At 72.2% G+C, this 21,444-nt stretch carries 20 protein-coding genes; 9 read left to right on the top strand and 11 right to left on the bottom strand.

The genetic code is table 11. The annotated features are described in order from the left end of the window. Positions 1 to 340 precede the first annotated feature (340 nt). The 3 genes from EV190_RS19865 to EV190_RS19855 are packed head-to-tail and all read left to right on the top strand — an operon-like array spanning position 341 to position 1,586. Positions 341 to 685 (top strand): DUF3817 domain-containing protein, encoded by a 345-nt coding sequence (locus EV190_RS19865; protein ID WP_133743109.1) that lies wholly within the window; start codon positions 341 to 343, stop codon positions 683 to 685. Between the two features lie 35 nt (positions 686 to 720). Beyond that, positions 721 to 960 carry a DUF1707 SHOCT-like domain-containing protein gene (locus EV190_RS24545; RefSeq protein ID WP_133743149.1) on the top strand — a complete coding sequence of 80 codons (240 nt, stop codon included), beginning with the start codon at positions 721 to 723 and terminating at the stop codon, positions 958 to 960. After that, a complete protein-coding gene (locus EV190_RS19855) occupies positions 957 to 1,586 on the top strand; it encodes a hypothetical protein (RefSeq protein WP_133743108.1) in 630 nt (209 codons plus the stop codon). The genes EV190_RS24545 and EV190_RS19855 overlap by 4 nt, the downstream gene beginning before the upstream one ends. A 36-nt stretch (positions 1,587 to 1,622) precedes the next feature. Here EV190_RS19855 and EV190_RS19850 read toward each other — a convergent pair whose 3' ends face one another. Beyond that, complete coding sequence (locus tag EV190_RS19850) at positions 1,623 to 2,693, bottom strand: hypothetical protein (RefSeq protein WP_133743107.1); 1,071 nt, start codon at positions 2,691 to 2,693, stop codon at positions 1,623 to 1,625. A 385-nt stretch (positions 2,694 to 3,078) separates the two neighbouring features. Here EV190_RS19850 and EV190_RS19845 point away from each other — a divergent pair, with 385 nt between their 5' ends. After that, entirely contained in the window at positions 3,079 to 4,737 is a 1,659-nt protein-coding gene (locus tag EV190_RS19845) for a catalase (protein WP_133743106.1), read from the top strand. Between the two features lie 50 nt (positions 4,738 to 4,787). On the opposite strand, the gene EV190_RS19840 is transcribed toward EV190_RS19845, so the two are convergent. The 9 genes from EV190_RS19840 to EV190_RS19805 form a co-directional block, all read right to left on the bottom strand. Next, the gene (locus tag EV190_RS19840) at positions 4,788 to 5,495 is read right to left on the bottom strand and encodes a hypothetical protein (protein ID WP_133743105.1); all 708 of its coding nucleotides are present in this window, start codon (positions 5,493 to 5,495) and stop codon (positions 4,788 to 4,790) included. A gap of 189 nt (positions 5,496 to 5,684) precedes the next feature. Next, the gene (locus EV190_RS23540) at positions 5,685 to 5,843 is read right to left on the bottom strand and encodes a hypothetical protein (protein WP_166655510.1); all 159 of its coding nucleotides are present in this window, start codon (positions 5,841 to 5,843) and stop codon (positions 5,685 to 5,687) included. Between the two features lie 174 nt (positions 5,844 to 6,017). Beyond that, a complete protein-coding gene (locus EV190_RS24370; RefSeq protein ID WP_133743104.1) occupies positions 6,018 to 7,715 on the bottom strand; it encodes a hypothetical protein in 1,698 nt (565 codons plus the stop codon). A gap of 206 nt (positions 7,716 to 7,921) precedes the next feature. Next, complete coding sequence (locus EV190_RS23795; RefSeq protein WP_133743103.1) at positions 7,922 to 8,254, bottom strand: L-rhamnose mutarotase; 333 nt, start codon at positions 8,252 to 8,254, stop codon at positions 7,922 to 7,924. Further along, complete coding sequence (locus EV190_RS19825; RefSeq protein WP_133743102.1) at positions 8,251 to 9,264, bottom strand: aldo/keto reductase; 1,014 nt, start codon at positions 9,262 to 9,264, stop codon at positions 8,251 to 8,253. Before EV190_RS19825 ends, EV190_RS23795 begins: the two co-directional genes overlap by 4 nt. Continuing rightward, positions 9,261 to 10,055, bottom strand: a complete 795-nt coding sequence (locus tag EV190_RS19820) for an SDR family NAD(P)-dependent oxidoreductase (RefSeq protein WP_133743101.1) — start codon at positions 10,053 to 10,055, stop codon at positions 9,261 to 9,263. The genes EV190_RS19825 and EV190_RS19820 overlap by 4 nt, the downstream gene beginning before the upstream one ends. Then, positions 10,052 to 11,365, bottom strand: coding sequence for an L-fuconate dehydratase (locus EV190_RS19815; protein WP_133743100.1), 1,314 nt, complete (start codon positions 11,363 to 11,365; stop codon positions 10,052 to 10,054). The genes EV190_RS19820 and EV190_RS19815 overlap by 4 nt, the downstream gene beginning before the upstream one ends. Continuing rightward, the gene (locus EV190_RS19810) at positions 11,365 to 12,216 is read right to left on the bottom strand and encodes a fumarylacetoacetate hydrolase family protein (protein WP_133743099.1); all 852 of its coding nucleotides are present in this window, start codon (positions 12,214 to 12,216) and stop codon (positions 11,365 to 11,367) included. Before EV190_RS19810 ends, EV190_RS19815 begins: the two co-directional genes overlap by 1 nt. 176 nt (positions 12,217 to 12,392) lie before the next feature. After that, the gene (locus tag EV190_RS19805) at positions 12,393 to 13,118 is read right to left on the bottom strand and encodes a FadR/GntR family transcriptional regulator (protein WP_133743098.1); all 726 of its coding nucleotides are present in this window, start codon (positions 13,116 to 13,118) and stop codon (positions 12,393 to 12,395) included. Between the two features lie 447 nt (positions 13,119 to 13,565). On the opposite strand from EV190_RS19805, the gene EV190_RS19800 reads away from it, so the two are divergent. The 4 genes from EV190_RS19800 (at position 13,566) to EV190_RS19785 (ending at position 18,147) form a co-directional block, all read left to right on the top strand. After that, the gene (locus tag EV190_RS19800; RefSeq protein ID WP_133743097.1) at positions 13,566 to 14,597 is read left to right on the top strand and encodes a sugar ABC transporter substrate-binding protein; all 1,032 of its coding nucleotides are present in this window, start codon (positions 13,566 to 13,568) and stop codon (positions 14,595 to 14,597) included. Between the two features lie 70 nt (positions 14,598 to 14,667). Continuing rightward, positions 14,668 to 16,194, top strand: coding sequence for a sugar ABC transporter ATP-binding protein (locus EV190_RS19795; protein ID WP_133743096.1), 1,527 nt, complete (start codon positions 14,668 to 14,670; stop codon positions 16,192 to 16,194). Further along, on the top strand, positions 16,191 to 17,210 hold the full coding sequence (locus tag EV190_RS19790; protein WP_243742689.1) for an ABC transporter permease: 1,020 nt from the start codon (positions 16,191 to 16,193) through the stop codon (positions 17,208 to 17,210). The genes EV190_RS19795 and EV190_RS19790 overlap by 4 nt, the downstream gene beginning before the upstream one ends. A 76-nt stretch (positions 17,211 to 17,286) precedes the next feature. Then, positions 17,287 to 18,147 (top strand): amidohydrolase family protein, encoded by an 861-nt coding sequence (locus EV190_RS19785; protein WP_133743094.1) that lies wholly within the window; start codon positions 17,287 to 17,289, stop codon positions 18,145 to 18,147. Between the two features lie 61 nt (positions 18,148 to 18,208). Here the strand turns inward: EV190_RS19785 and EV190_RS19780 are convergent, their stop codons facing one another. Further along, positions 18,209 to 20,353 (bottom strand): 3'-5' exonuclease, encoded by a 2,145-nt coding sequence (locus tag EV190_RS19780; protein ID WP_133743093.1) that lies wholly within the window; start codon positions 20,351 to 20,353, stop codon positions 18,209 to 18,211. Positions 20,354 to 20,545: 192 nt separating this feature from the next. Between EV190_RS19780 and EV190_RS19775 the strand changes: the two genes are divergently transcribed. Continuing rightward, positions 20,546 to 21,241 (top strand): Crp/Fnr family transcriptional regulator, encoded by a 696-nt coding sequence (locus EV190_RS19775; RefSeq protein ID WP_133743092.1) that lies wholly within the window; start codon positions 20,546 to 20,548, stop codon positions 21,239 to 21,241. The last annotated feature ends 203 nt before the right edge of the window (positions 21,242 to 21,444 follow it).

Genomic DNA, 21,444 nt, shown 5'->3' with positions numbered 1-21,444 from the left:
CACCGCGTCTACTCATAGACATGCGCTTCCGGCGATTCCGGCAAACACTCCGCCGGAGGTGATTACCGGGCGGTCGAAAGGACGTGTCAGGCACGGTGTAATGCCAGGTCAGAAGGGCGATTGCGGGACTCTCGGGGGAGGTTTCGGAGGGGGTCCGAGACGGGTTCCGCCGAGCTGGGGGTTCTCTCGACGACACTGGGTCCGAAATCTTGATTAGTTCCTGCCCGAAACCTGCGGACGCGGCGGGGGAGGAACCCTCGGCCGACCCACTCCGCCTCCTGCAGCAGACTGGAACGGGCCCCGCGCGCTGCGGGAACCCCAGACCGTAGGAGGAGTCCAGGTGTCCAAGCCCGTCCTGACCGCGTTCCGTGTGATCGCCGCCGTCGAAGCCGTCACCTGGATCGGGCTTCTGGCCGGAATGTTCTTCAAGTACGTGGTCGTCTTCAACGAGATCGGTGTGCAGGTCTTCGGGCGGCTGCACGGGGCGGCGTTCGTGCTCTACGGCGTCATCGCCCTGGTCACCTGGGCCACGCACCGCTGGAGCCCGTGGACCGGCGTCCTCGCGCTGGTCGCGAGCGTCCCCCCGCTGGGCACGGTGGTCTTCGAGCGCTGGGCGTCGGCCACCGGGCGGATCGACCGCACCGCCTCCGAGACCTCCGAGAGGGGCGAGCGCCAGCCGGCGTGAGGGAACGTCGGGGCGTCCCCCACGTCGCGTCCGGCATGAGAGGGGGCGGAGACGATGAGGGGGGCGGGAGCGTTGTGACCTCGGAGGACGGGGACCAGGCGAAGTCGATACGGGCCCCGGACGCGGACCGCGACCGTGTGGCCGAGATCCTGCGGGACGCCGCGGGCGAGGGCCGGATCACGCCGGACGAGCCCGACGGGCGCCTCGAACCGGATATCTTTTCGCGGTGTTCGAGGGCGCGTCGGAAGTCCGGAGATGGGATGGTATGCGAATGACATCCTCATCATCCGGTGGGCAGAACCCCCAAGGGGTGGCCAGCGGCTCCCTGATCGCGATCATGTTCGGTCTCGTCTTCATCATCGCCAACTCGGGAAGGCTCGGGGACGCTTGGACGCTCGGTGTGCGGGTGGCCGGCGTGCTCTGCGCGGTGGTGCTGGTGGTCGCTGTCCTGAGACTCCACGGAAGGGGCCTGGCGCGCGCCGGCGCCGACAGGGAGGACCCGGCGCGTGACGGCGCCGGGCGCAGCCCGTTCGCCGGGCGCCCCTACCTGCTGCTGGTGGGAGCCGAAGCCGTCGCCCTGTTCGGCGGTCTGTTCGTGCTCAACCAGGTACTGGACCTCCACACGCTCAACATCGCCTGGATCGCGTTCGTCGTCGGCGCCCACTTCTTCGTGCTGGGCCGCATCTGGAACCTCCCGCGCTTCCACGTGCTCGGCGGGGTCCTGATCGTCCTCGCGGCGGCCGGTCCAGTGCTGAGCGCGCTCGACGCTCCGGTGGTCTGGATCGACGTCGTGTCCGGCGTTTTCTCGGGTGTGGCCCTCTTCGCCGCGGTCGTCTTCGCGCTCGTCCAGCAGGCCCGGGCGGACGAAGGGGACACGACCGGGTCCGCCGCCCGGTCGTAGCCCGGGGCGGGGCCGTCCGCGGCGGTCCGCCGCTCCTCAGCCCTCGTCGTCGATCAGAAAGGGGTGCGGACTCGCGTCCTCCAGGTCCGGGTACGGGTCGAACCAGGAGTGGGCGTTGCGGGAGAGGAACCCCAGCGGGTCGGCGGAGGAGTCGTCGGGGTCGATCGCGTCGAGGTCCTCCAGGTAGAGCCACTCGTGGTCGTGGCGGCTGTGGGCGGTCTCGCCGAAGGCGGTGAACATGGCGGTGACGTCGGAGGCTCCCACGTCGGCGAGGGAGACCAGGATGTCCTTGGCGTTCTCGACGAGGACGTGCAGGGCCAGGGCCTCGGCGGTCGAGGTGGGCGGTGTCCAGCCGGGGCGGGTCAGCCGGGCGTAGACGGCGGCCGAGGCGAGCAGGAACTTCTTGGCGAACATGACGTCGTAGTGGTGCCGGTAGCGGACCGGCAGGTCGTGCAGGACGAACAGCTCCTCGGAGTCGTCCGCCGTCCAGTTGGTCTCGTCCTCGTCCAGGGACTCGGCGTCGTCCTCCAGCGTCACGACGTCCATGAACAGCTCCTCGGTCAGGGCGGAGGCCCTGTCGACGAGGGCTCCGGCGGCGAGGGCGCGGGCGTCGTCCTCCCCGGGAGGAGGACCGAACGCGTGCGCGTCGAACGCGCGCAGCTGCGGGCTGAGCGACAGCAGGCGGCGGCGCTGGGCGGTCACCTCCTCGGCGGGGACGCCGATCTCGACCGAGGGGGCCGGGGCGACCTCCTCGCCGGCCTCGAGAGCCTCGGCGAGTTCGGCGTCGCTCACCGTGACCTCGCACTTGCCGACCTTCCACTCGGAGAGCAGCTCGGTGCGGTCCAGGATCTCGTACAGCAGCGCCTCGGCCCCGTTCTCGGCGAAGCTCAGGGCGGGCGCGTCCACCAGCAGCTCGATCACCGCGCCGGTGGCGTGGACGTCCAGTTCGTGATCGTAGGGTGTGATCTCCACGCCGTCGGGGCCCTCCACCGTCGCAACCCGGTCGAGCCACTCGGCGAGCAGCGCGGCGGCGCCCTGCTGCTGGAGGCCGTCGAGTTCGGCCGATCCCTCGGAGAGGGTCAACTCGGCGGTGATGCGGTATTCCAAGAAAAGCTCCCCAGAACGGCTCGGTCGATGGCATTAGCGTACGGCGGAAGCCGCGCCCCGACGGATGCCCCCGTCCTCTCCCGGCGTTGGGTGTCCACCCGTGTGCCTCCCCGGAGCCGGAGGGGAGACGGAGAGGTCGACACCAGTACGTGGGAGCGCTTCCATGACGAGTCGGACAACGGTCGCGTGACTTGCGTCACATATACTTCGGCCGTCTGGATCGGTCCCTTCCGGTGTCGGCGGGCGGACCGGGGCAAGGATCGGGCAATGGCGGGGCAACAAAGGGTTGACCTCCGGTTGTCCGAGGCGGGCCCGGGTAGTCGAGGAGCTTCGACGGACGCCGACGGCGCCGCGAGACGACCGCACGAAGTGGGGGATCCTCGGTATGACGGATACAGCCAGCCAGGGCTCTCGGCCCGGTGACGACCGTCGCCCGCTGACCAACCGGCAGGGGCACCCTGTCTATGACAACCAGAACCAGCGCACGGTTGGCGCCCGGGGGCCGGCGACCCTGGAGAACTACCAGTTCCTGGAGAAGATCAGCCATTTCGACCGGGAGAGGATCCCGGAGCGCGTGGTGCACGCCCGGGGAACGACCTCGTTCGGGTACTTCGAGTCGTACGGCAGGTGGGGCGACGAGCCGATCGACCGCTACACCCGCGCCAAGCTCTTCCAGGGGCAGGGCAAACGGACCGACATCGCGCTGCGCTTCTCCACCGTGATCGGTGGCCGGGACTCCGCGGAGACGGCGCGCGACCCGCGCGGCTTCGCGATCAAGTTCTACACCGAGGACGGCAACTGGGACCTCGTCGGCAACAACCTGGCGGTCTTCTTCATCCGGGACGCGATCAAGTTCCCCGATGTCATCCACGCGCTCAAACCGGACCCGGTCACCTTCCGCCAGGACCCCAACCGGATCTTCGACTTCATGTCGCAGACCCCGGAGTCCATGCACATGCTGGTGAACCTGTTCAGCCCGCGCGGGATCCCCGCCGACTACCGGCACATGCAGGGGTTCGGGGTGAACACCTACAAGTGGGTGAACGCCGCGGGCGAGACGCGCCTGGTCAAGTACACCTGGATGCCCAAGCAGGGCGTGCGGAGCATGACGGCGGAGGACGCGGCCAACATCCAGGCCACCGACCTGGGCCACGCCACCCGCGACCTGCGCGAGGCGATCGAGCGCGGCGACCATCCCGAGTGGGAGCTGCTGGTGCAGATGATGAGCGACGACGAGCACCCGGAGCTGGACTTCGACCCGCTCGACGACACCAAGACCTGGCCAGAGCAGGAGTTCCCGCCCAAGCCCGTGGGCCGCATCGTGCTCGACCGCAGCGTCTCCGACCAGTTCCTGGAGAACGAGCAGATCTCCTTCGGCACCGGTGTGCTCGTCGACGGCCTGGACTTCTCCGACGACAAGATGCTCGTCGGCCGCACCTTCTCCTACAGCGACACCCAGCGCTACCGAGTCGGTCCCAACTACCTCCAGCTCCCGGTGAACCAGGCCAGGAACGCCGAGGTGAACACGAACCAGCGCGACGGACTGATGGCCTACACCCTGGACGGGGGCGCGGAGAACCCGCACGTCAACTACGAGCCGTCGATCACCGGCGGGCTGAGGGAGACGCCGTACGCGACCAGCGACGACCAGGGGCCGGAGATCACCGGGAAGCTGACCCGCAGGAGGATCCCCCGGACCAACGACTACCTGCAGGCGGGGCAGCGCTTCCGCCTCATGCAGGAGTGGGAGCGCGACGACCTGGTCGCGAACTTCACGACCATGCTGTCCCAGTGCGTTCGGCCGGTCCAGGAGCGCATGGTGTGGCACCTGCTGCTGGTGGAGGACGAGCTGGGGCTGCGCGTGGGCGAGGGACTGGGCATCGCGCCGGACGACGTCTCGCATCTCGAGCCGCTGCGGGGCCAGTCCCTGACCGACGAGGACCGCAAGCGCCTGGCCAACCTCGGCGGGAACGGCCCCCGCGACGTCTCCGGGCTCACCATGACGCACTGCGTCCCCAACGAACGGCACCTCGTGGAACGCTGACCTCGACGGGCGGCGGGGGCGGACGCGGCGCGCGTCCGCCCCCGCCCGCCTCATGAGGCGCCTCCCTCCGGGACCCGCGTCCCCGGAGCCGACAGCAGGGTCAGGGCGTGGTGCCCCAACGGGGTGAGAACGCAGCGTTCGCCGGAGTCCAGGGTGTAGTCGAACCGCACCAGGCCGAGGGACTCGAGCAGGGTCAGCACGGTCGCGAAGCGTGCCCCCGGCACCTCCGCGCCCCCGCACTCCCCGGTGAGCGCGCGCACCGCGATCCCGTCGTCCCCGGCCGCGGACAGGGACTCCAGCGAACGCCGGGGCACGGTCCCGGCGAGCCGGGGGGCGACCCGGGGGTCGTGCCGGCGCCACAGCACCGGCAGCAGTTCCACGCCGGTGCGCCACACCCGCGACGACTCCTCCGGCAGGGCCGCGTACCCGGGGCCGGGCAGCAGCCACCCGTGCTCCCGGGGCCGCCCGTCCGGGGCACGGTCCCGCCACTCCACCACCATCTCGAGCATCCGCGCGGCCAGCGTGAAGTCCAGAAGCGCGCCGCCGTCCTGGAGCCCGGAGTCGGGGTGGTCGTCGGGGGCGTCGTCGTCCCCGACCCACGCCCCCAGGCTCAGGTACGCGTACCCGCGGCCGTGCGGTGCGGGGCCCGTCCGCTCGCGCGACAGCCGCCGGCGGTCCCCCACCCACCACAGGAACTCCCGCACCCGCAGCACCAGCGGCGCCTCCGCTGCGGCCCGCGCCAACTCCCCGACGTCCATTCGGTCCCTCCCACGCGTGTGGCGGCTACCGCGTGGGACGAGGGAGGCCACCCGGGCGTGGGCGACGCGGTTGGTCCACGGTAGGCCGCGGAACCGGTTCCGCGCCAGCCGGGAAGGCGGTCTGTGGACAACCCGGTCCGGGACCGCGCCGGTGCCCGCGTCCCGAAGCGGGGGCACGAAGCATCCCGGTCACCGCTCCGGGCGCCCGCGCGTGGGGACGCCGGTCCGGTCGCAGGCGTTGACCAGCGCGTCCAGCGCGCCCACCTCCTCGGGGGTGACGTGTCCGGCCGCAGCGCCCTCGGCCGCGCCGCCCTCCCCGAGCAGCCGGTAGGCCACCGCGGGGACCACCGGACGGCGCGGCTCCCACCCCGGGCCGAGCCGGTCGCGGGTACCCCCGGCGCGACCGGTCCGGTGCGGTCGCCCTTCTCGTCCCGCCCTGTCCGCGTGTCCGGGGCGCACGCCATCGCGCCTCCTCGGCCCCGTCCGGGACAGGGGCGGAGGAGGCGCGGGCGGGCCCGACGCTCAGTCCCTGGAGTCCGATCCGCTCTTGAAGCGGTAGAGGGCCGTGCGGGCCTCCTTGCGGGCCTTGGGGTCGGGGTGGTTCTCGCCGAACCAGCTCAGCAGGAACGCCGTCTCCGGGTGGCGCAGCACGAGGGCCAGGTCGAACAGGGAGGTGCCGTCGGGGCCCGCGGCGGGCAGCTCGTCGAACTGGTCGTCGTCGAGCAGGTCCATGCGGGCCAGGGCCGCGATGCCGTCGAGCATCACCCAGGACAGGTCGTCGGCCTCGAGGTCGCTCTCCTTGGCGAAGCCCGCGTCGAAGAGCCAGACCCGGGCCTGGGGGCCGAAGTCCGGGTCGTCGCGGAGGTCCTCGTACACGGCGCGGGCGGCCGCGGAGTGCTCGGAGGTGACGGCGCGCACGGCCGCGCGGTGGGTGGAGTCGTCGGTGCGGCGCGCCACCTCCACCAGTTCGCGCAGGGCCGTCTCGGCGTCGCGCGCCGAGATCCACGCGTCCAGGTCCGTCTCGCTGAACGCCTCGCCGGCGGCGGCGCGCTCCACCAGCACCTCGGCGGTCTCGTCCATCAGCTCGTCGAAGTCGCGGATCGTGTAGTCCTCGATGACCAGTTCCTCGTACCCCGCCCATTCGCCGAGCGGGGTGAGCCGGTACTCCGGCTCGGCGACCGGTCCGGCCTCCTCCTCGGGGGCCTCGCGCTCGACGGCGCCCAGCTTCTCCAACTCGTCCAGGACCAGGCCCACGGCCGTGGTGAACCGGGCCTCCTCCACACCGGTCAGCGGGGAGTCGACGTCGAGCCGGTCGCCCAACTCGGCCACCATCTCCACGACGAGCGACACGGGCAGCGCCAGCCGCTCGATGAACAGCGAGGTCAGCACCGACGCGGTGAACTCGTCGGGGGCGAGCCCGAAGAAGTCGGTGAACGCGTCCTCGTCGAGCTCCAGCCGCTCGGCGAGCGCGTCGCCCACGGCCTCGAAGGCGGTGTCCCAGGCCTCGGCCGAGTCCTCGGCCAGCTCGTCGGGGGCCTGCGCCCGCAGCCGGACGATGGTCGGCGCGGCCTCGATCGCGGCGTCCAGTTCGTCGTCGGCCAGCAGGCGGGGGGCGCGCCAGGTGTAGCCCGCCCGCCCGGGGCCCGCGAAGAGGGACTTGGGCCCCTCCTCCTCGCCGGAGGCGATGGCCGCCACGAGGTCCTCGTCGACGGCGATCCCGCCGGACTCGACCTCACTCTCGAACTCGGCGACGTCGTCGGCGTCGTCGACGTCGTAGCCCAGGTCGTCCATCAGGCGGTGCATGTACGCGGCGATCCGGTGCTCGGCGGGATTCGCCACCGCGTGCCGGTAGGCCTCGGCGAGCCGGTCCACCACGCCCAGCAGCTCCGAGCGGGGCTCGGAGCGCTCGTCCAGCAGGTCCTCCTCGTTCAGGAACCCGAGCCAGGCGTCCAGGGTGGCGCGCACGTCCGCGACCCCGGGCGGGGTCTGGCCGCCCTCGCGCGGGAGCCAGTCCAGCATCAGCGACACCACGTCGGCGCCGTGCCAGCGGGCCAGCAGGCCGTCGCCGCCCTCGTCGGGCGCGCCGTACTTGTAGTCCAGGATCAGTTCGAGCGCGCGCCGGGACACACCGAGTCCCCGCGTGCGCCCGTAGTGGAGCACACGGGGGATGAACAGCGCCCGGTACTCGTCGAACGTGTCTTGATCGGCGTTCGTGAACACCAAGCGCATGAGAGTCGACCAACCTGAGAGTAGGGAGAACGGGGAGGGGGCGACGCCCCCTCGGGAACCGACGGTGCGGCCGCGGGACGGTCCACCGACGGCCACGACGAACTTTACCGCCCGATCCGCCCGGCTCCGGGCGTGCTCTCCCCGGAAGGCGGGGCTTGAAATGATCTCCATTGTGAAATCGGCCGTTGCGTGTCCCATCAGGACAGATGCCACACCTCGGGCAGGCGAAGCCACTGCTCGCCCTCGGGGGTGCCCGGAAGGCGCTCCTGGCAGGGGTCGGTCAGGCGCCACCAGTCGCGGGTCCGGGGATCGGCGGCCATCCTGTCCATGTCGGCCGCGTGGTCCTCGCCGACATGGACGTAGTGGCTGAACAGCAGGTCACCGTGCAGGTAGATGGTGTAGTCGCGGATGTTGCAGGACCTGATCATCTCCCGCACCTCCGGCCAGACCTCGCGGTGCAGCCGCAGGTACTCCTCCCGGTGCTCCGGCCGCAGCCGCACCACGTGCCCGTAGCGTCGCGCCTCCGTCACCGCTCCCCGCCCCCCGTCCGCGCGGACGCCTCCGGAGGGGCGGGGACCCCCAGTTCGTCCCACAGCCCGTCCGGGATCTCCTGGTCCCACAGGCGCCGGTTGTCGCGCGCCTCCTCGGCCGTGCGGCAGCCCACCAGGACGCTGGCCACCACCGGGTGCGCGGCGGCGAAGCGCAGCGCGGCGGCGCGCAGGGGCACGCCGTGCCGGGCGCAGACCCGCGCCATCTCGCGGGCGCGGCGCACCAGCGGTTCGGGCGCGGGCCCGTAGTCGAACGTGCTGGCGGGGGACGGGTCCGCGAGCAGGCCCGAGTTGTAGACGCCGCCGATGACCACGGAGGTGCCGCGCCGCTCGCAGGCCGGGAAAAGCTCGGTCAGCGCCGACTGGTCCAGCAGGGTGTACCGGCCCGCGCACAGCACCACGTCGAGGTCGAGGTCGCGGACGAACCGGGCGAGCATCGGGGTCTGGTTCATGCCGGCCCCGATCGCGCCGACCACGCCCTGGGAGCGGAGCTCGGCGAGCGCGGGGAAGGCCGTGGCGTACGCCTGCTCCTCGTGCCCGTCGGGGTCGTGCAGGTAGACCACGTCGATCCGGTCCAGGCCCAGGCGCTCCAGGCTCTCCTCGACGGACGCCCGCACACCGTCCGCGCCGAAGTCCCAGAACCGCTGCCGCGGCGGCGGGTCGGCGAACCCCTGCGGGTCGGCGCGCTCGCCGGGGCCGAGCGGGCGCAGGCGCCGGCCGGCCTTGGTGGAGAGGGTGAACGACGAGCGGGGGAGGCCCCGCAGGGCCCGGCCGACCCGCTCCTCCGACCGGCCGAGCCCGTAGTGGGGCGCGGTGTCGACGTACCGCATCCCCAGTTCCCAGGCGGTGCGCACGGTGGCGTCGGCGTCCGCGTCGGAGACCGGGGAGTACAGGTTTCCGAGCGCCGCGGCGCCCAGGGACAGCGCGCTCACGGTGACACCGCTGGACCCCAGGCGCCGTTCGGGGAGCGCGGTGGGCCGGACCGGGGTCACGGCGCGGGCCTGAGGCGCAGTCCCTGCATGCCGCCGTCCACGGCCAGTGCGGTGCCGGTGGTCGCGCCCGCGTGCGGGGAGGCGAGATGGGCGATCGCGCGGGCGACCTCATCGGTGCTCACCAGGCGTCCGGTGGGCTGGCGGGCCTCCAGCGCGGCGCGCTCGGCGGCGGGGTCGGCGGCGGCGTCCAGCAGCCGCCCGACCCAGGGGGTGTCCACGGTCCCGGGGTTCACGCAGTTGACCCGGATGCCCTCGCGGACGTGGTCGGCGGCCATGGCCAGGGTCATCGCCTGCACCGCGCCCTTGGTGGCCGAGTACAGCACCCGTTGCGGCAGCCCGGCGGTCGCGGCGATGGAGGAGGTGTTGACGATCGCCGCGCGCCCGGAGGCGCGCAGGTGGCCCAGCGCGGCCCGGGTCACCCGCGCGATGCCGACGACGTTGACGTCGAGCACGCGCGCCCATTCGGCGTCGTCGTTGTCGGCGACGGTGCCCTGGGCCCCGATGCCTGCGTTGTTGACGAGCACGTCCAGGCCGCCGCCGACGCGGGCGGCCGCCTCGACCGCGGCCCGCACGGAGGCGTCGTCGGCGACGTCGCCGTGCACGCCCCACAGCCGGTCGTCGCCCGCCACCCCGCGCGCGGCCGCGCCGTCGGCGCCCGTCAGGTCGCGGTCCAGGCAGACGACGGTCGCGCCGCGGTCGGCGAGCAGCCGCGCGGTGGCCAGCCCGATGCCGGAGGCGCCGCCGGTGACCAGGGCCCGCACGCCGGTGAACTCCTGCTCGGTGGTGCTCACTGGGTCTCCTCGGGGGTGGGTCCGGCCCACACGGGGCCGTCGGGGTAGCTGAACCGGAGCAGCGTGTCGGGGCGGACCTCGGCGGTGATGCCGGGCTCGAGCGGGGCCCGGTAGCGGCCGTCGGTGATGCGGACCGGCTCGACGAAGTGCTCGTGGAGGTGGTCGACGTACTCGATCACGCGGTCGTCGAGGGTGCCGCTGACCGCGACGTAGTCGAACATCGACAGGTGCTGCACGACCTCGCACAGTCCCACGCCGCCCGCGTGCGGGCAGACCGGGACGCCGAACTTGGCGGCGAGCAGCAGGATCGCCACGTTCTCGGTGACCCCGGCGACCCGGCAGGCGTCGATCTGGAGCACGTCGATGGCGCCCGCCTGGAGCAGCTGCTTGAAGATGATCCGGTTCTGGGCGTGCTCGCCGGTGGCGACCCTGACCGGGCGGACCGCCTCGCGGATCGCGGCGTGCGCCAGGACGTCGTCGGGGGAGGTGGGCTCCTCGATCCAGTACGGGTCGAACTCGGCGAGCCGGTTCATCCACGCGATGGCCTCGGCGGTGTCCCAGCGCTGGTTGGCGTCGACCGCGATGCGGATGTCGGGGCCGACGGCCTCGCGGGCCAGCGCCATGCGGCGCACGTCCTCCTCGACATCGGCGCCGACCTTCAGCTTGATCTGCGTGAACCCGTCGGCGACGGCCTCCTCGGCCAGGCGCACCAGTCGCTCGTCGGAGTAGCCGAGCCAGCCGGGGGTGGTGGTGTAGGCCGGGTAGCCGTGCTCCAGGAGGCGGGCGGTGCGCTCGGCCCGCCCGCTCTCGGCGGCCCGAAGGATCTCCAGGGCCTCCTCGCGGGTGAGGGCGTCGCTGAGGTAGCGCCAGTCGACCAGGTCGGTGATCTGCTCGGGCGTCATCTCCGAGAGCAGCTGCCACACGGGCTTGCCCGCGCGCTTGCCGGCGAGGTCGAAGGCCGCGTTGACCAGGGCGCCCAGCGCCAGGTTCATCACGCCCTTCTCGGGGCCGAGCCAGCGGAGCTGGGAGTCGCCGCCGAGCCGGCGGGCGAAGCCGCCCAGGTCGGACACGACCTCCTCGACGGACCGGCCCACGATCATCGGGGCGTAGGCCTCGATCGCGGCGACGCACACGTCGTTGCCGCGGCCGATGGTGAAGGTGAAGCCGTGTCCTTCCGGCCCCTCGTCGGTGCGCAGGACGACGTAGGCGGCGGAGTAGTCGGGGTCGGGGTTCATCGCGTCGGAGCCGTCGAGCTCGCGCGAGGTGGGGAAGCGCAGGTCCCGCGTCTCGACAGCGGTGATGGTCGCCATCACGCCGCCCCGAGGGTCTGGCGCTGGCGGCCGAGGCCGCCGACCTCGACCTCCATGACGTCGCCGGGCCGCAGGTAGGGCTGTCCGGGGCGGCCCAGGGCCACTCCGGCGGGGGTGCCGGTGTTGATGACGTCGCCGGGGTCGAGGACCATGAACCGGCTCAGGTACCACACGATGTGGTGCACGCCGAAGATCATGTTCCCGCTGTGGCCGTCCTGGACGAGTTCGCCGTTGACCCAGGTGCGCAGGGCGAGGTCCTGGGGGTCGCCGACCTCGTCGGGGGTGACCAGCCAGGGGCCCATCGGGTTGAAGGTCTCGCACGACTTGCCCTTGACCCACTGGCCGCCGCGCTCCAGCTGGAACTCGCGTTCGGAGACGTCGTTGCAGGTGGAGTACCCGGCGATCACGCCGGCGGCCTCGTCGGGGGAGTCGAGGTAGCGGGCGGTGCGGCCGATGACGACGGCCAGTTCGACCTCGTAGTCGGTCTTGGTGCTGCCGCGCGGGATCAGCACCTCGTCGTCGGGGCCGACCAGGGTGTTGGAGGCCTTGAAGAAGATCACGGGTTCCGCGGGCGGTTCCGCGCCGCTCTCGGCGGCGTGGTCGGCGTAGTTGAGGCCGACGCACACGATCTTGCCGGGGCGGGCGACCGGCGCGCCGACGCGGCGGGGCTCGTCGGCCAGGCGGGGGAGCGTCCCCGCGGCCAGTGCGTCGCGGGTCCGCTCCAGGCCGTCGCCGGAGAGGAAGGCGCCGTCGATGTCGGTGGTGATCCCGGTGAGGTCGAACAGCGATCCGTCGGGGTCCAGGACGGCGGGACGCTCGGCACCGTGGGGGCCGACGCGGAGAAGCCGCATAGCACTACCCTTCGTCGTTTCAGTGGTGCCGCAACGAACCCGGCGATTGGTAGGACATTGCTGTCATGCCAAAGGGTCACGTTGCGACAGAACGCCTTGATTGGGCGGTTTTTGGAGAAGTTCAAGATAATTGGTCGGACCACTTCTACTCTGAGGGGTCCGGAAGTGTCAAGGGGTCAGTCGTCGCCGAGGTTGGCGCGCAGCCAGGTCTCCACCTCCAGCACGTGCGTGGCGGCGGTGCTCCGCGCGGCCTCGGGGTCGCGCGCGGCCAGTGCCTGGTAGATCCGCTCGTGCTCCTGGTGGAGCCGGGACACCGCCCCGGAGCTGTGGTGCCCGCGCCAGACCCGGGCCCGGAAGGTCATCGACGACAGGCCGTCCACGATGGCGGCCATGGTCTCGTTGCCCGCGGCGCGCACGATGGCCTGGTGGAAGTCCCGGTCGGCGGCCACCATCTCCTCGACGCTTCCGCCCTCCCCGATGCGTTCGAGGTGGCGGCGCACCTCGGCCAGCTCCGCGTCGGTGATGCGGGCGGCGGCCGCGGCCGTGGCGGCGGACTCCAGGGCGCGGCGGACCTGGAGCAGTTCCACCAGGGTCTGGCCCCGGGAGATCTCGGCGACCACGCCGAACGTCTCCAGCAGGTCGTCGGGGCGCAGGCTCGTGACGTAGACGCCTGCCCCGTGCCGGATCTCCAGCACGCCCAGGATCGTCAGCGCGCGGATCGCCTCGCGGATCGAGCTGCGCGATATGCCCAGCTGGGCGGCGAAGTCCCGTTCGGTGGGCAGGCGCTGCCCGGCGCGCAGCTCCCCCTCGGCGATCATCGTCTTGATCTGCTCGATGGCGCGCTGGGCGACCGAGATCTTGGCGGTCTCCGCATCCGGGGCGCGGCCCGCGGTACTGGTCATGGGGTTCGTCCTTTGGTGGGCGGGTGGCCTGCTGGGGACTTCCGTTGTACTCCGGTCGGGCGGGAGGCGGGTCGGCCGCCCGCGGACGGGGAGGCGGTGGAAGAGGAAGGGCGAATATTTCGGGTGGCTCTTGACACACTCTCACCCACAGAAGTACAAGTGATCATACCAATTAGCTGTTACCTTGCTGTAAAACGGTGGAAACCCGACACTTTGCCGGATATTTCACTAGAGGTCCGGAGTTCTGGTCCGACAATAGTTCCGAAGCGTCGCCACGACACACAGTGACCGGCGAGTCGTGCGCGGGGCGTGCCGGTACCGGGAACGGTCGGACCGCACCCGGCCCTCCACCGGCACGCCCCGAGACGGCAGAGAACCCGTGCCGGGCGACACCGCCCCTGTTCCCCGGGCCGCACCCCATCCCCCTCCCAAAGGAGATTGCAGACCATGCGCGTGAAACTCGCCTTCGGCGCCTCGGTGGCCGCCGCGCTGCTCGCGGCCACCGGTTGCGGCAGCACCACCGACACCGCGGCCGGTCCGAACGAGGGCGGTCAGGTGGGGGTCGTCCTGCCCATGCTCACCTCGCCCTTCTGGCAGTCCTACAACTCCTACGTGCCGGAGAAAGCCGAGGAGCAGGGCGTCGACGCGCTGCCCACGGTCAACTCGAACGGTGACCCCGCGCAGCAGATCACCGACATGAACAACCTCCTCAACCAGGGGGTCGGCGGCATGGTCGTCGCGCCGCTGGACAGCGCGGCCATCGTCGCGGGCCTCGACCAGGCCGAGCGCAAGGGCGTTCCGGTCGTGGCCGTGGACGTGGCGCCCGAGCAGGGCGAGGTCTACATGATCGTGCGGGCGAACAACCGGGCCTACGGCGCCGAGGCCTGCGCGTACATCGGCGACGAGATCGGTTTGGGCAAGGTCGTGCAGATCCAGGGCGACCTCGCCTCGGTGAACGGCCGGGAGCGCTCCGAGGCCTTCCAGGAGTGCATGGACACCGAGTACCCCGACATCGAGGTGCTCGACATCGCCGCCAACTGGGACGGCGAGACCGCGGCCGCCCAGCTGGACGGCCTGCTCAACGCCAACCCCGACGTCAAGGGCATCTACATGCAGGCCGGCGGCGTCTACCTCGCGCCCACCCTGCAGACCCTCAAGAGCAAGGACATGCTGCACGAGCGCGGCGAGGACGACCACATCGTCATCGTCTCCAACGACGGCATCCCGCAGGAGTTCGACGCCATCCGCGCCGGGGAGATCGACGCGACCCTCTCCCAGCCGGCCGACGGCTACGCCGGATGGGCCATGCACTACGTCAAGGCCGCGATGGCGGGCGAGACCTTCGAACCCGGCCCCACCGACCACGGCAGCGAGATCGTGGAGCTGGAGAACGGGATGCTGGAGGACCAGCTGCCCACCCCGCTGGTCACCGCGGACAACGTCGACGACCCCGAGCTGTGGGGCAACACCCTCGACTGATCGCCCCGGGGGCGCTCCGACGCACCGGAGCGCCCCGACACGCCAACGGTGAAACACGAAAGAGTCGGTCATGGCCCATGACAAGACCGCCGAGGACCCCTCAGCGGTGATCCCGCTCGTCGAGACCCTCGGCCTGGGCAGGCGGTTCGGTTCGACCGTCGCCCTGCGCGACGTCGACCTGCGCGTCCTGCCCGGTCAGTCGCACGCGCTGGTGGGACGCAACGGCGCGGGCAAGTCCACCCTGGTCTCGCTGCTGACCGGTCTGGCGTCCCCCGACACCGGGGAGGTCCGGTTCGGCGGCGAGGCGGCCCCGTCCGTCGCGGACCGCGACGCCTGGCGCTCCAGGGTCGCCTGCGTCTACCAGAAGTCCACCGTCATCCCCGAGCTGACGGTGGCGGAGAACCTCTTCGTCAACCGCCAGCCGCTCACCCGGTTCGGCGCCATCGACTGGCGGCGGCTGCGCGCGGAGTCCCGCGAGCTCATGGAGCAGTGGGACGTGCACGTCGACATCGACCGGCAGGTCCGCGACCTCACCGTCGAGGACCGCCAGATGGTCGAGATCGCCCGCGCGCTGTCCTTCGGCGCCCGGTTCATCATCCTGGACGAGCCCACGGCCCAGCTCGACAGCGCCGAGATCGACCGGCTGTTCGAGCGGATGCGCGCCCTCCAGGAGTCGGGGGTGACCTTCCTGTTCATCTCCCACCACCTCCAGGAGGTCTACGAGGTGTGCCAGGAGGTCACGGTCCTGCGCGACGCGCGGTGGATCCTGACCGCCCCGGTGGCCGACCTCGGCAAGGCGGAGCTGGTCAAGGCCATGACCGGCGAGGCCGCGGACCTGGGCGCGGGCGTCACCGCGCCGCGCGTGGCCGACGACGCGCCCGCCGTCCTGGAGCTCTCCGCCTTCACCGGCGACGGCTTCAACCCCGTCGACCTGACCGTGCGCGCGGGCGAGGTCGTGGGCCTGGCCGGCAGCAGCGGAAGCGGCAAGGTCGAGCTCGCCGAGTCCCTGGTCGGCCTGCGCGCCGCCAAGGGCGGGACACTGCTCCTGGACGGCCGCTCCTACCGGACCGGGGACGTCCCCGCCGCGCTGGCCGCCGGGGTCGGCTGCGTCCCCCGCGACCGCCACCACCAGGGCCTGGTTCCGGGGTTGTCCATCGCCGAGAACGGCTCCATGACGATCGCCGGCCGGCTCGGCCCCGCCGGGGTCATCGCGCCGCGCGCCCTGGCCGGACACGGCGAGCGGGCCATCGCCGACCTCGACATCCGCGCCGAGGGGCCGTCCCAGCCGGTGGACGCGCTGTCCGGCGGCAACCAGCAGAAGGTCGTCATGGCGCGCGCCCTGGCCACCGACCCGCGCCTGCTGGTGCTGATCAACCCCACCGCCGGGGTGGACGTCAAGTCCAAGGAGTCGCTCCTGGGCGTCATCGACCGGGTCCGCGAGACCGGCGCGGCGGTCATCGTCATCTCCGACGAACTCGACGACCTGCGCAGATGCGACCGGGTCGTCGTCCTGTTCCACGGCGACACCGTCGCCGAGCACGCTGCGGGCTGGCGCGACCAGGACCTGGTCGCCTCGATCGAAGGGATTACCGCGTGATTACCGACGTGACGACCAAGGCGCCAGCCCCGGCCGGTGCCGGGCGTCGACGCATCGTCTGGGGGCGGTTGCGGGAGCTCGCTCTGGTCCCCGCCATCCTGGTGCTGCTGGTCGTCGGCTCCTTCGTCAGCCCCAGCTTCCTGTCGCAGGCGAACCTGGTCAGCATCCTGGGGGCGTCCGCGGCCCTGGCGATGCTGGTGCTGGCGGAGGCGCTGATCCTCATCACCGGCAAGTTCGACCTGTCGATCGAGTCCAGCGCGGGCCTCGCCCCGGCGATCGGCGCGCTCCTGGTCGTGCCCGCCACCGCCGCCGTCGGGTTCGGCACCGAGCTGCCCGCCGGGGTGGCACTGGTCGCGGTGATCGCGGTCGGCGCCGTCGTGGGCCTGTTCAACGCGATCCTGATCGTCAAGTTCAGGCTGAACGCGTTCATCGTGACCCTGGCGATGCTCATCGTGCTGCGCGGCCTGCACGTGGGCGTCACCGAGGGCCAGACGCTGTTCGACATGCCCGACGCGTTCTTCGCGCTGGCCACCACCACGTTCGTCGGCGTCCCCCTGTCGGTGTGGCTCGCGGTGGTCGCGTTCGCCATCGCCGGGTTCATGCTGCGCTACCACCGCCTGGGCCGGGCGCTCTACGCCATCGGCGGCAACATCGAGGCGGCCCGTGCGGCGGGCATCCGCGTGGAGCGCGTGATGATCGGCGTCTACGTCGTCGGCGGAGTGCTCGCGGCGGTCGGCGGCCTCATCCTGACCGGCTACGTGGGCGCGATCAGCGCCAACCAGGGCCAGAACATGATCTTCACCGTGTTCGCGGCGGCCGTCATCGGCGGCATCAGCATGGACGGCGGCAAGGGGTCGATGTTCGGCGCCCTGACCGGTGTGCTGCTGCTGGGCATCGTCAACAACATGCTCACCATCGCCCAGGTCTCGTCCTTCTGGATCCAGGCGGTGCAGGGAGCCATCATCCTGGTCGCACTGATGATCGCCCGCGTCACCAGTGGCCGGGCTCAAGACTGACGCCGCGGGCCGGGGCGGCCGTGAAGGGGTCCCCGGCCCGCAGCGGGCCCGCTGGAACGGAGGAGAGGACACCGCGATGACGATCCGCGTCGACGCCCACCACCACCTGTGGGACACCGGCCGCCGGGAGCACGCGTGGATGGACGGGCCGTGGGCCGACCCCCTGCGCGGGCGGTTCGACGAGGCGGCGCTGGCCGCGCTGGCCGGACCGCACGGGATCGGCGCGTCCGTCGTCGTGCAGTCCCTGGCCGACGAAGCCGAGACCGGGGAGCTCCTGGCGGTCGCCGCCGGAAGCGGCCTGGTCCGGGGGGTCGTCGGCTGGGTGGACTTGACCGCCCCCGACGTCGCCGACGCGCTCGCCGGGCTGCGGGAGGGCCCCGGGGGCGAACGGCTGCTCGGAGTGCGCCACCTGGTCCAGGACGAGGCCGACCCCGAGTGGCTGCTGCGTCCGGACGTGCGGCACGGCCTGGCCGCCGTGGGGAGGGCGGGGCTGGTCTACGACCTGCTGGTGCGTCCCGCGCAGCTGCCCGCGGCGGTGCGCGTCGTGCGGGAGCTGCCCGGGGTGGCCTTCGTCCTGGACCACCTCGCCAAACCCGACATCGCGGGCCGGGCCGACCCCGGGAGCGGTGCGTGGGCGCGCGGCCTCGCCGGGCTGGCCGCCGCCCCCAACGTCGCGGCCAAGCTGTCGGGACTGGTCACCGAGGCCGACCCGCGCGCCTGGACCCCGGCGGACCTGGCCCCCTACGCGTACCGCGCCCTGGAGCTGTTCGGCCCCGACCGGCTGATGTTCGGCTCGGACTGGCCCGTGTGCACCCTGGCCGCCTCGTACGGCGAGGTCGTGGCGGCGGCCGACGAGCTTCTCGCGGCCCTGTCCGGGGCCGAGCGCGCCGAGGTCCTCGCGGGCACGGCCACCCGCTGGTACGGCCTCACGTCCTGAGCGGCCGGGTCGCCCGGGCCACGCGGACATCGGGAGGGCCGAACGCCCGGGTGCCGGACCTTCACACCGGCAGGAACGGGCTCGGGGCGCCGTGCCAGCTGACGTAGAGGGCCTCGCGGGCCCGGGTGCAGGCCACGTACAGGAGGCTGCGCTGCGCGGCCAGGTCCGACCGGTGCTGGTTCTCGTCCAGTTCGGGGCTGGTGACGCGCTCCATCAGGGGCAGGGCGTCGGCGGTAGCGCCGAAGACCGCGACGGCGCGGAACTCCAGGCCCTTGACGCCGTGCATGGTGGTGACACGGACCGTGTCGGAGGCCTCGTCGACGGTGTGCTGCTGGGGGTTGAAGCGGGACGCCGGCAGACCGTGGCGGCGCAGTGAGCTGACGACCTCGTTGAGGATCCGGCGGGTCCGGGTCGCCACGCAGATGTCGCCCGGTGCGATGCCCTCGGCGAGCCAGGCGCGGACCTGCCCGCTCAGGGCGTCGAGTTCGGCCGCGGTGTCGGCGGCACCGTGCAGCACGGGCGGGTTCCCGCGCAGGATCGAGCGCGTGGACCCGGGCGCCTCGGGCACGGCCGTCCCCAGTTCGTGCACGCTCGCGCCGCGCATGATCCGGTCGGCCCAGGTCAGGATCTCGGTGGTGGTCCGGTAGTTCACCCGCAGGGGGTAGGAGCGCCCGATGATCCGGATGCCCAGCTGCTTGAAGGAGACCGTGTTGTCGTAGATGCGCTGGCGGTTGTCGCCCGCGATGAACATGTCGTTGGGGCCGGGCGGCACCGCGGCGCGCAGCGTCCGCCACTGCGCCGGGTGCAGGTCCTGGCCCTCGTCGACGACGACGTTGGTGTACGGCTTGTCGGCGCGCTCGCCGAGGATGCGGGCGGCCTCGGCGTGCAGTTCCACCGTCGGCAGCTGCCGGGTGCGGCGCATCCAGGCGCGCGCCATCGCGATGGCGTTCCAGATGTCGCGCCGCTGGTCCACGGTCAGCGGGGCCGACCTCCCGCGCCGGGCGTCGGGGTCCAGGTAGCCCTCGACGGTGGTGATGCCCTGCGCCATCACCACGTGCCGGTACTCCTGGAACACGAAGTCGGCCGACCACGGCAGGCCCTGCTTTCCCACGACGTTGGCGAACAGGCCGCGCGTGTCGGAGTCGCGGCGCAGGCCGACGTCGGGCCGCTCGGCGCGGACCACGTCCAGGGCGAGCTTGTCGGCGGTGATCACGTCCACGTCGGCGCGCAAACCCTCGTCGACGAGCAGCGCGAGGTCCCGTTTGACCGACTCCACCAGGGCGTTGGTGAAGCTGGTCAGCAGCACCCGGCCGCCGAGCGGCAGGTGCTCGGCGAGGTATTTGACCCGGTGCAGCGCCACCACCGTCTTACCGGTCCCCGGGCCGCCGGACACCATCGCGGGGCCGTTGAACACCGGCCGGTACGCCAGTGTCCGCTGGGTGGGGTGCAGGAACACCCGCCAGGCGTCGAACTCCCGGCTCAGCACCTCCTCGATGTCGTCGTCATCGTCGACCAGCATGACCCGGTGCCGGGTGTTGCGGATGGCGGCGTCGTAGTCGTCGGCGGCGACGGGGCCGCCCGACACCGCCCGGCGCGGCAGCACGACCTCGCGCATCACCTGGTCCACAGGCATTCCCTCGGCCAGTTGGAGCAGCACCTCGAACTGGTCCTGGGGGACGGCGGGCCCCCAGTCGGCGAGTTCGGCGCGGGTGGTGAGGGTGCGGCTGAACCGGATGATCTCGGCGTCCACGCCGAGCTGGCGCAGCGCCTCGTCGCCGACGCCTTCGAACAGGGAGCGCTCGGCGGGCCGGTCCGGCGCGCGGGGCGGCGGGGGTTTGACGGCGCGCTCCTCCAGGGCGCTGGCGTCGCGCCGCTCCAGGGTGCCCATCACCGTGTTGACGTCGTGCCGCTGGTCGGCGGCCCACCCCTCGGCGGTCTCCCGGGGCAGCAGGTGGACCAGCAGGAACGTCTCGCCGGACTCGGGGGCGAGCATCACCCCCGTCCAGGAGTCGCTGATCCGGAACGTGCGGATCCGCGGGTCCTGCCCTGCGGGGAGCGCCTGGATGCGCAGGTCGGGGTGGGCCAGCAGCGCCCGCATCGACAGCTCCCGGAACTTGCGGGTGACCGCGGCGAACCGCTCCCGCGTGGGCCGGTCCAGCTTGTCGTACTGCGGAAGGCACGTGGAGTCGATGGCCAGCTGCGGCATGAGCCTCCTTCGCCCGTTGTCGCGCATTCGCGGGGAGCACGCACTTCCATGCTTCCCCTTCACTTCCTGCTCTGATCATTTAGCAGCAGGCAACGACAGAAAGGCCGGATCCGGCCATGTCACCGGTTTTCGACCGGGCGGCGCGGGGAGAGGGGATCGTCGTCTCGGACGGCACGGCGAGAAAGGTCCCTCGTGGAGCGAAACGGTTTCGGCGGGTTCCTGGCGGACGACCAGTGGGACCGGTTGGTCCGGGCCGGGAACCGGTACGCCCACGAGGAGGGCGCGTTCCTGCTGCGGCAGGGGGAGCCGGGGAGGACGGTCCACCTGCTGCTGTCGGGGCAGGTGAAGGTGTCCCTGCTCCGCCCCGACGGGGCGCTGGCCCTGCTGGCCCTGCGCGGGCGGGGAGAGGCGCTGGGGGAGATGTCGGTGGTCACCGGCCAGCCGCGGACGACCACGGTGACCGCGCTGCGCGGGTGTCGGACGAGCGTCCTTCCCGCGGAGCGGTTCGTCTCCCTGATCAGCGGGATGGAGCTCTACCCGTTCCTCACCCGCCACCTGGTCGCCCGGCAGAAGGAGAGCGACGAGCGGCGCGCCGAGCAGACGTCGCTGCCCGCCGGGCGGCTGCTGGCGATGGCCCTGCTGCGCCTGGCCGAGCTCGGAGGGGAGGAGACGGCCGAGGTCACCAGCGACCCCCGGGGCCCCCGGCGCGGGATGGTCCTGCGGCTCGGCCTCGCCCAGAAGGAGCTCGGCGAGCTCGTCGGCCTGTCCAGGACCGCCGTGGCGCTGGAGTTCACCAGGTTCCGCGAGCGCGGACTGGTGCGGACCGGGCGCCGGTTCGTCGCCATTCTGGACATGGCCGGGCTGGAGGCCATCGCCCACGGGGAGTGACGTCACGAATACCGTCCCTTTGTGTTCGCTTTTGGACACTCCTGTGGCTCGTGGTGGTGGATCGTCGGAGCGCGCGGCCCGACGGCCCCGCGCGACCCAGAAAGCGAGGAGAACCCTGAGGGCGCAGCTGAAGTTAGACCCCGAGGACACCCGCGGCCGAGTCGCCCAGCCCCCCAAACCCGCCGGGCTCCCCGTGGACAACG

This window comes from Actinorugispora endophytica (genome assembly GCF_004363075.1).
Taxonomy (GTDB): Bacteria; Actinomycetota; Actinomycetes; order Streptosporangiales; family Streptosporangiaceae; genus Actinorugispora; species Actinorugispora endophytica.
Note: the sequence above shows the minus strand (reverse complement) of the source record. Positions and strands in the feature narration are given on the sequence as shown.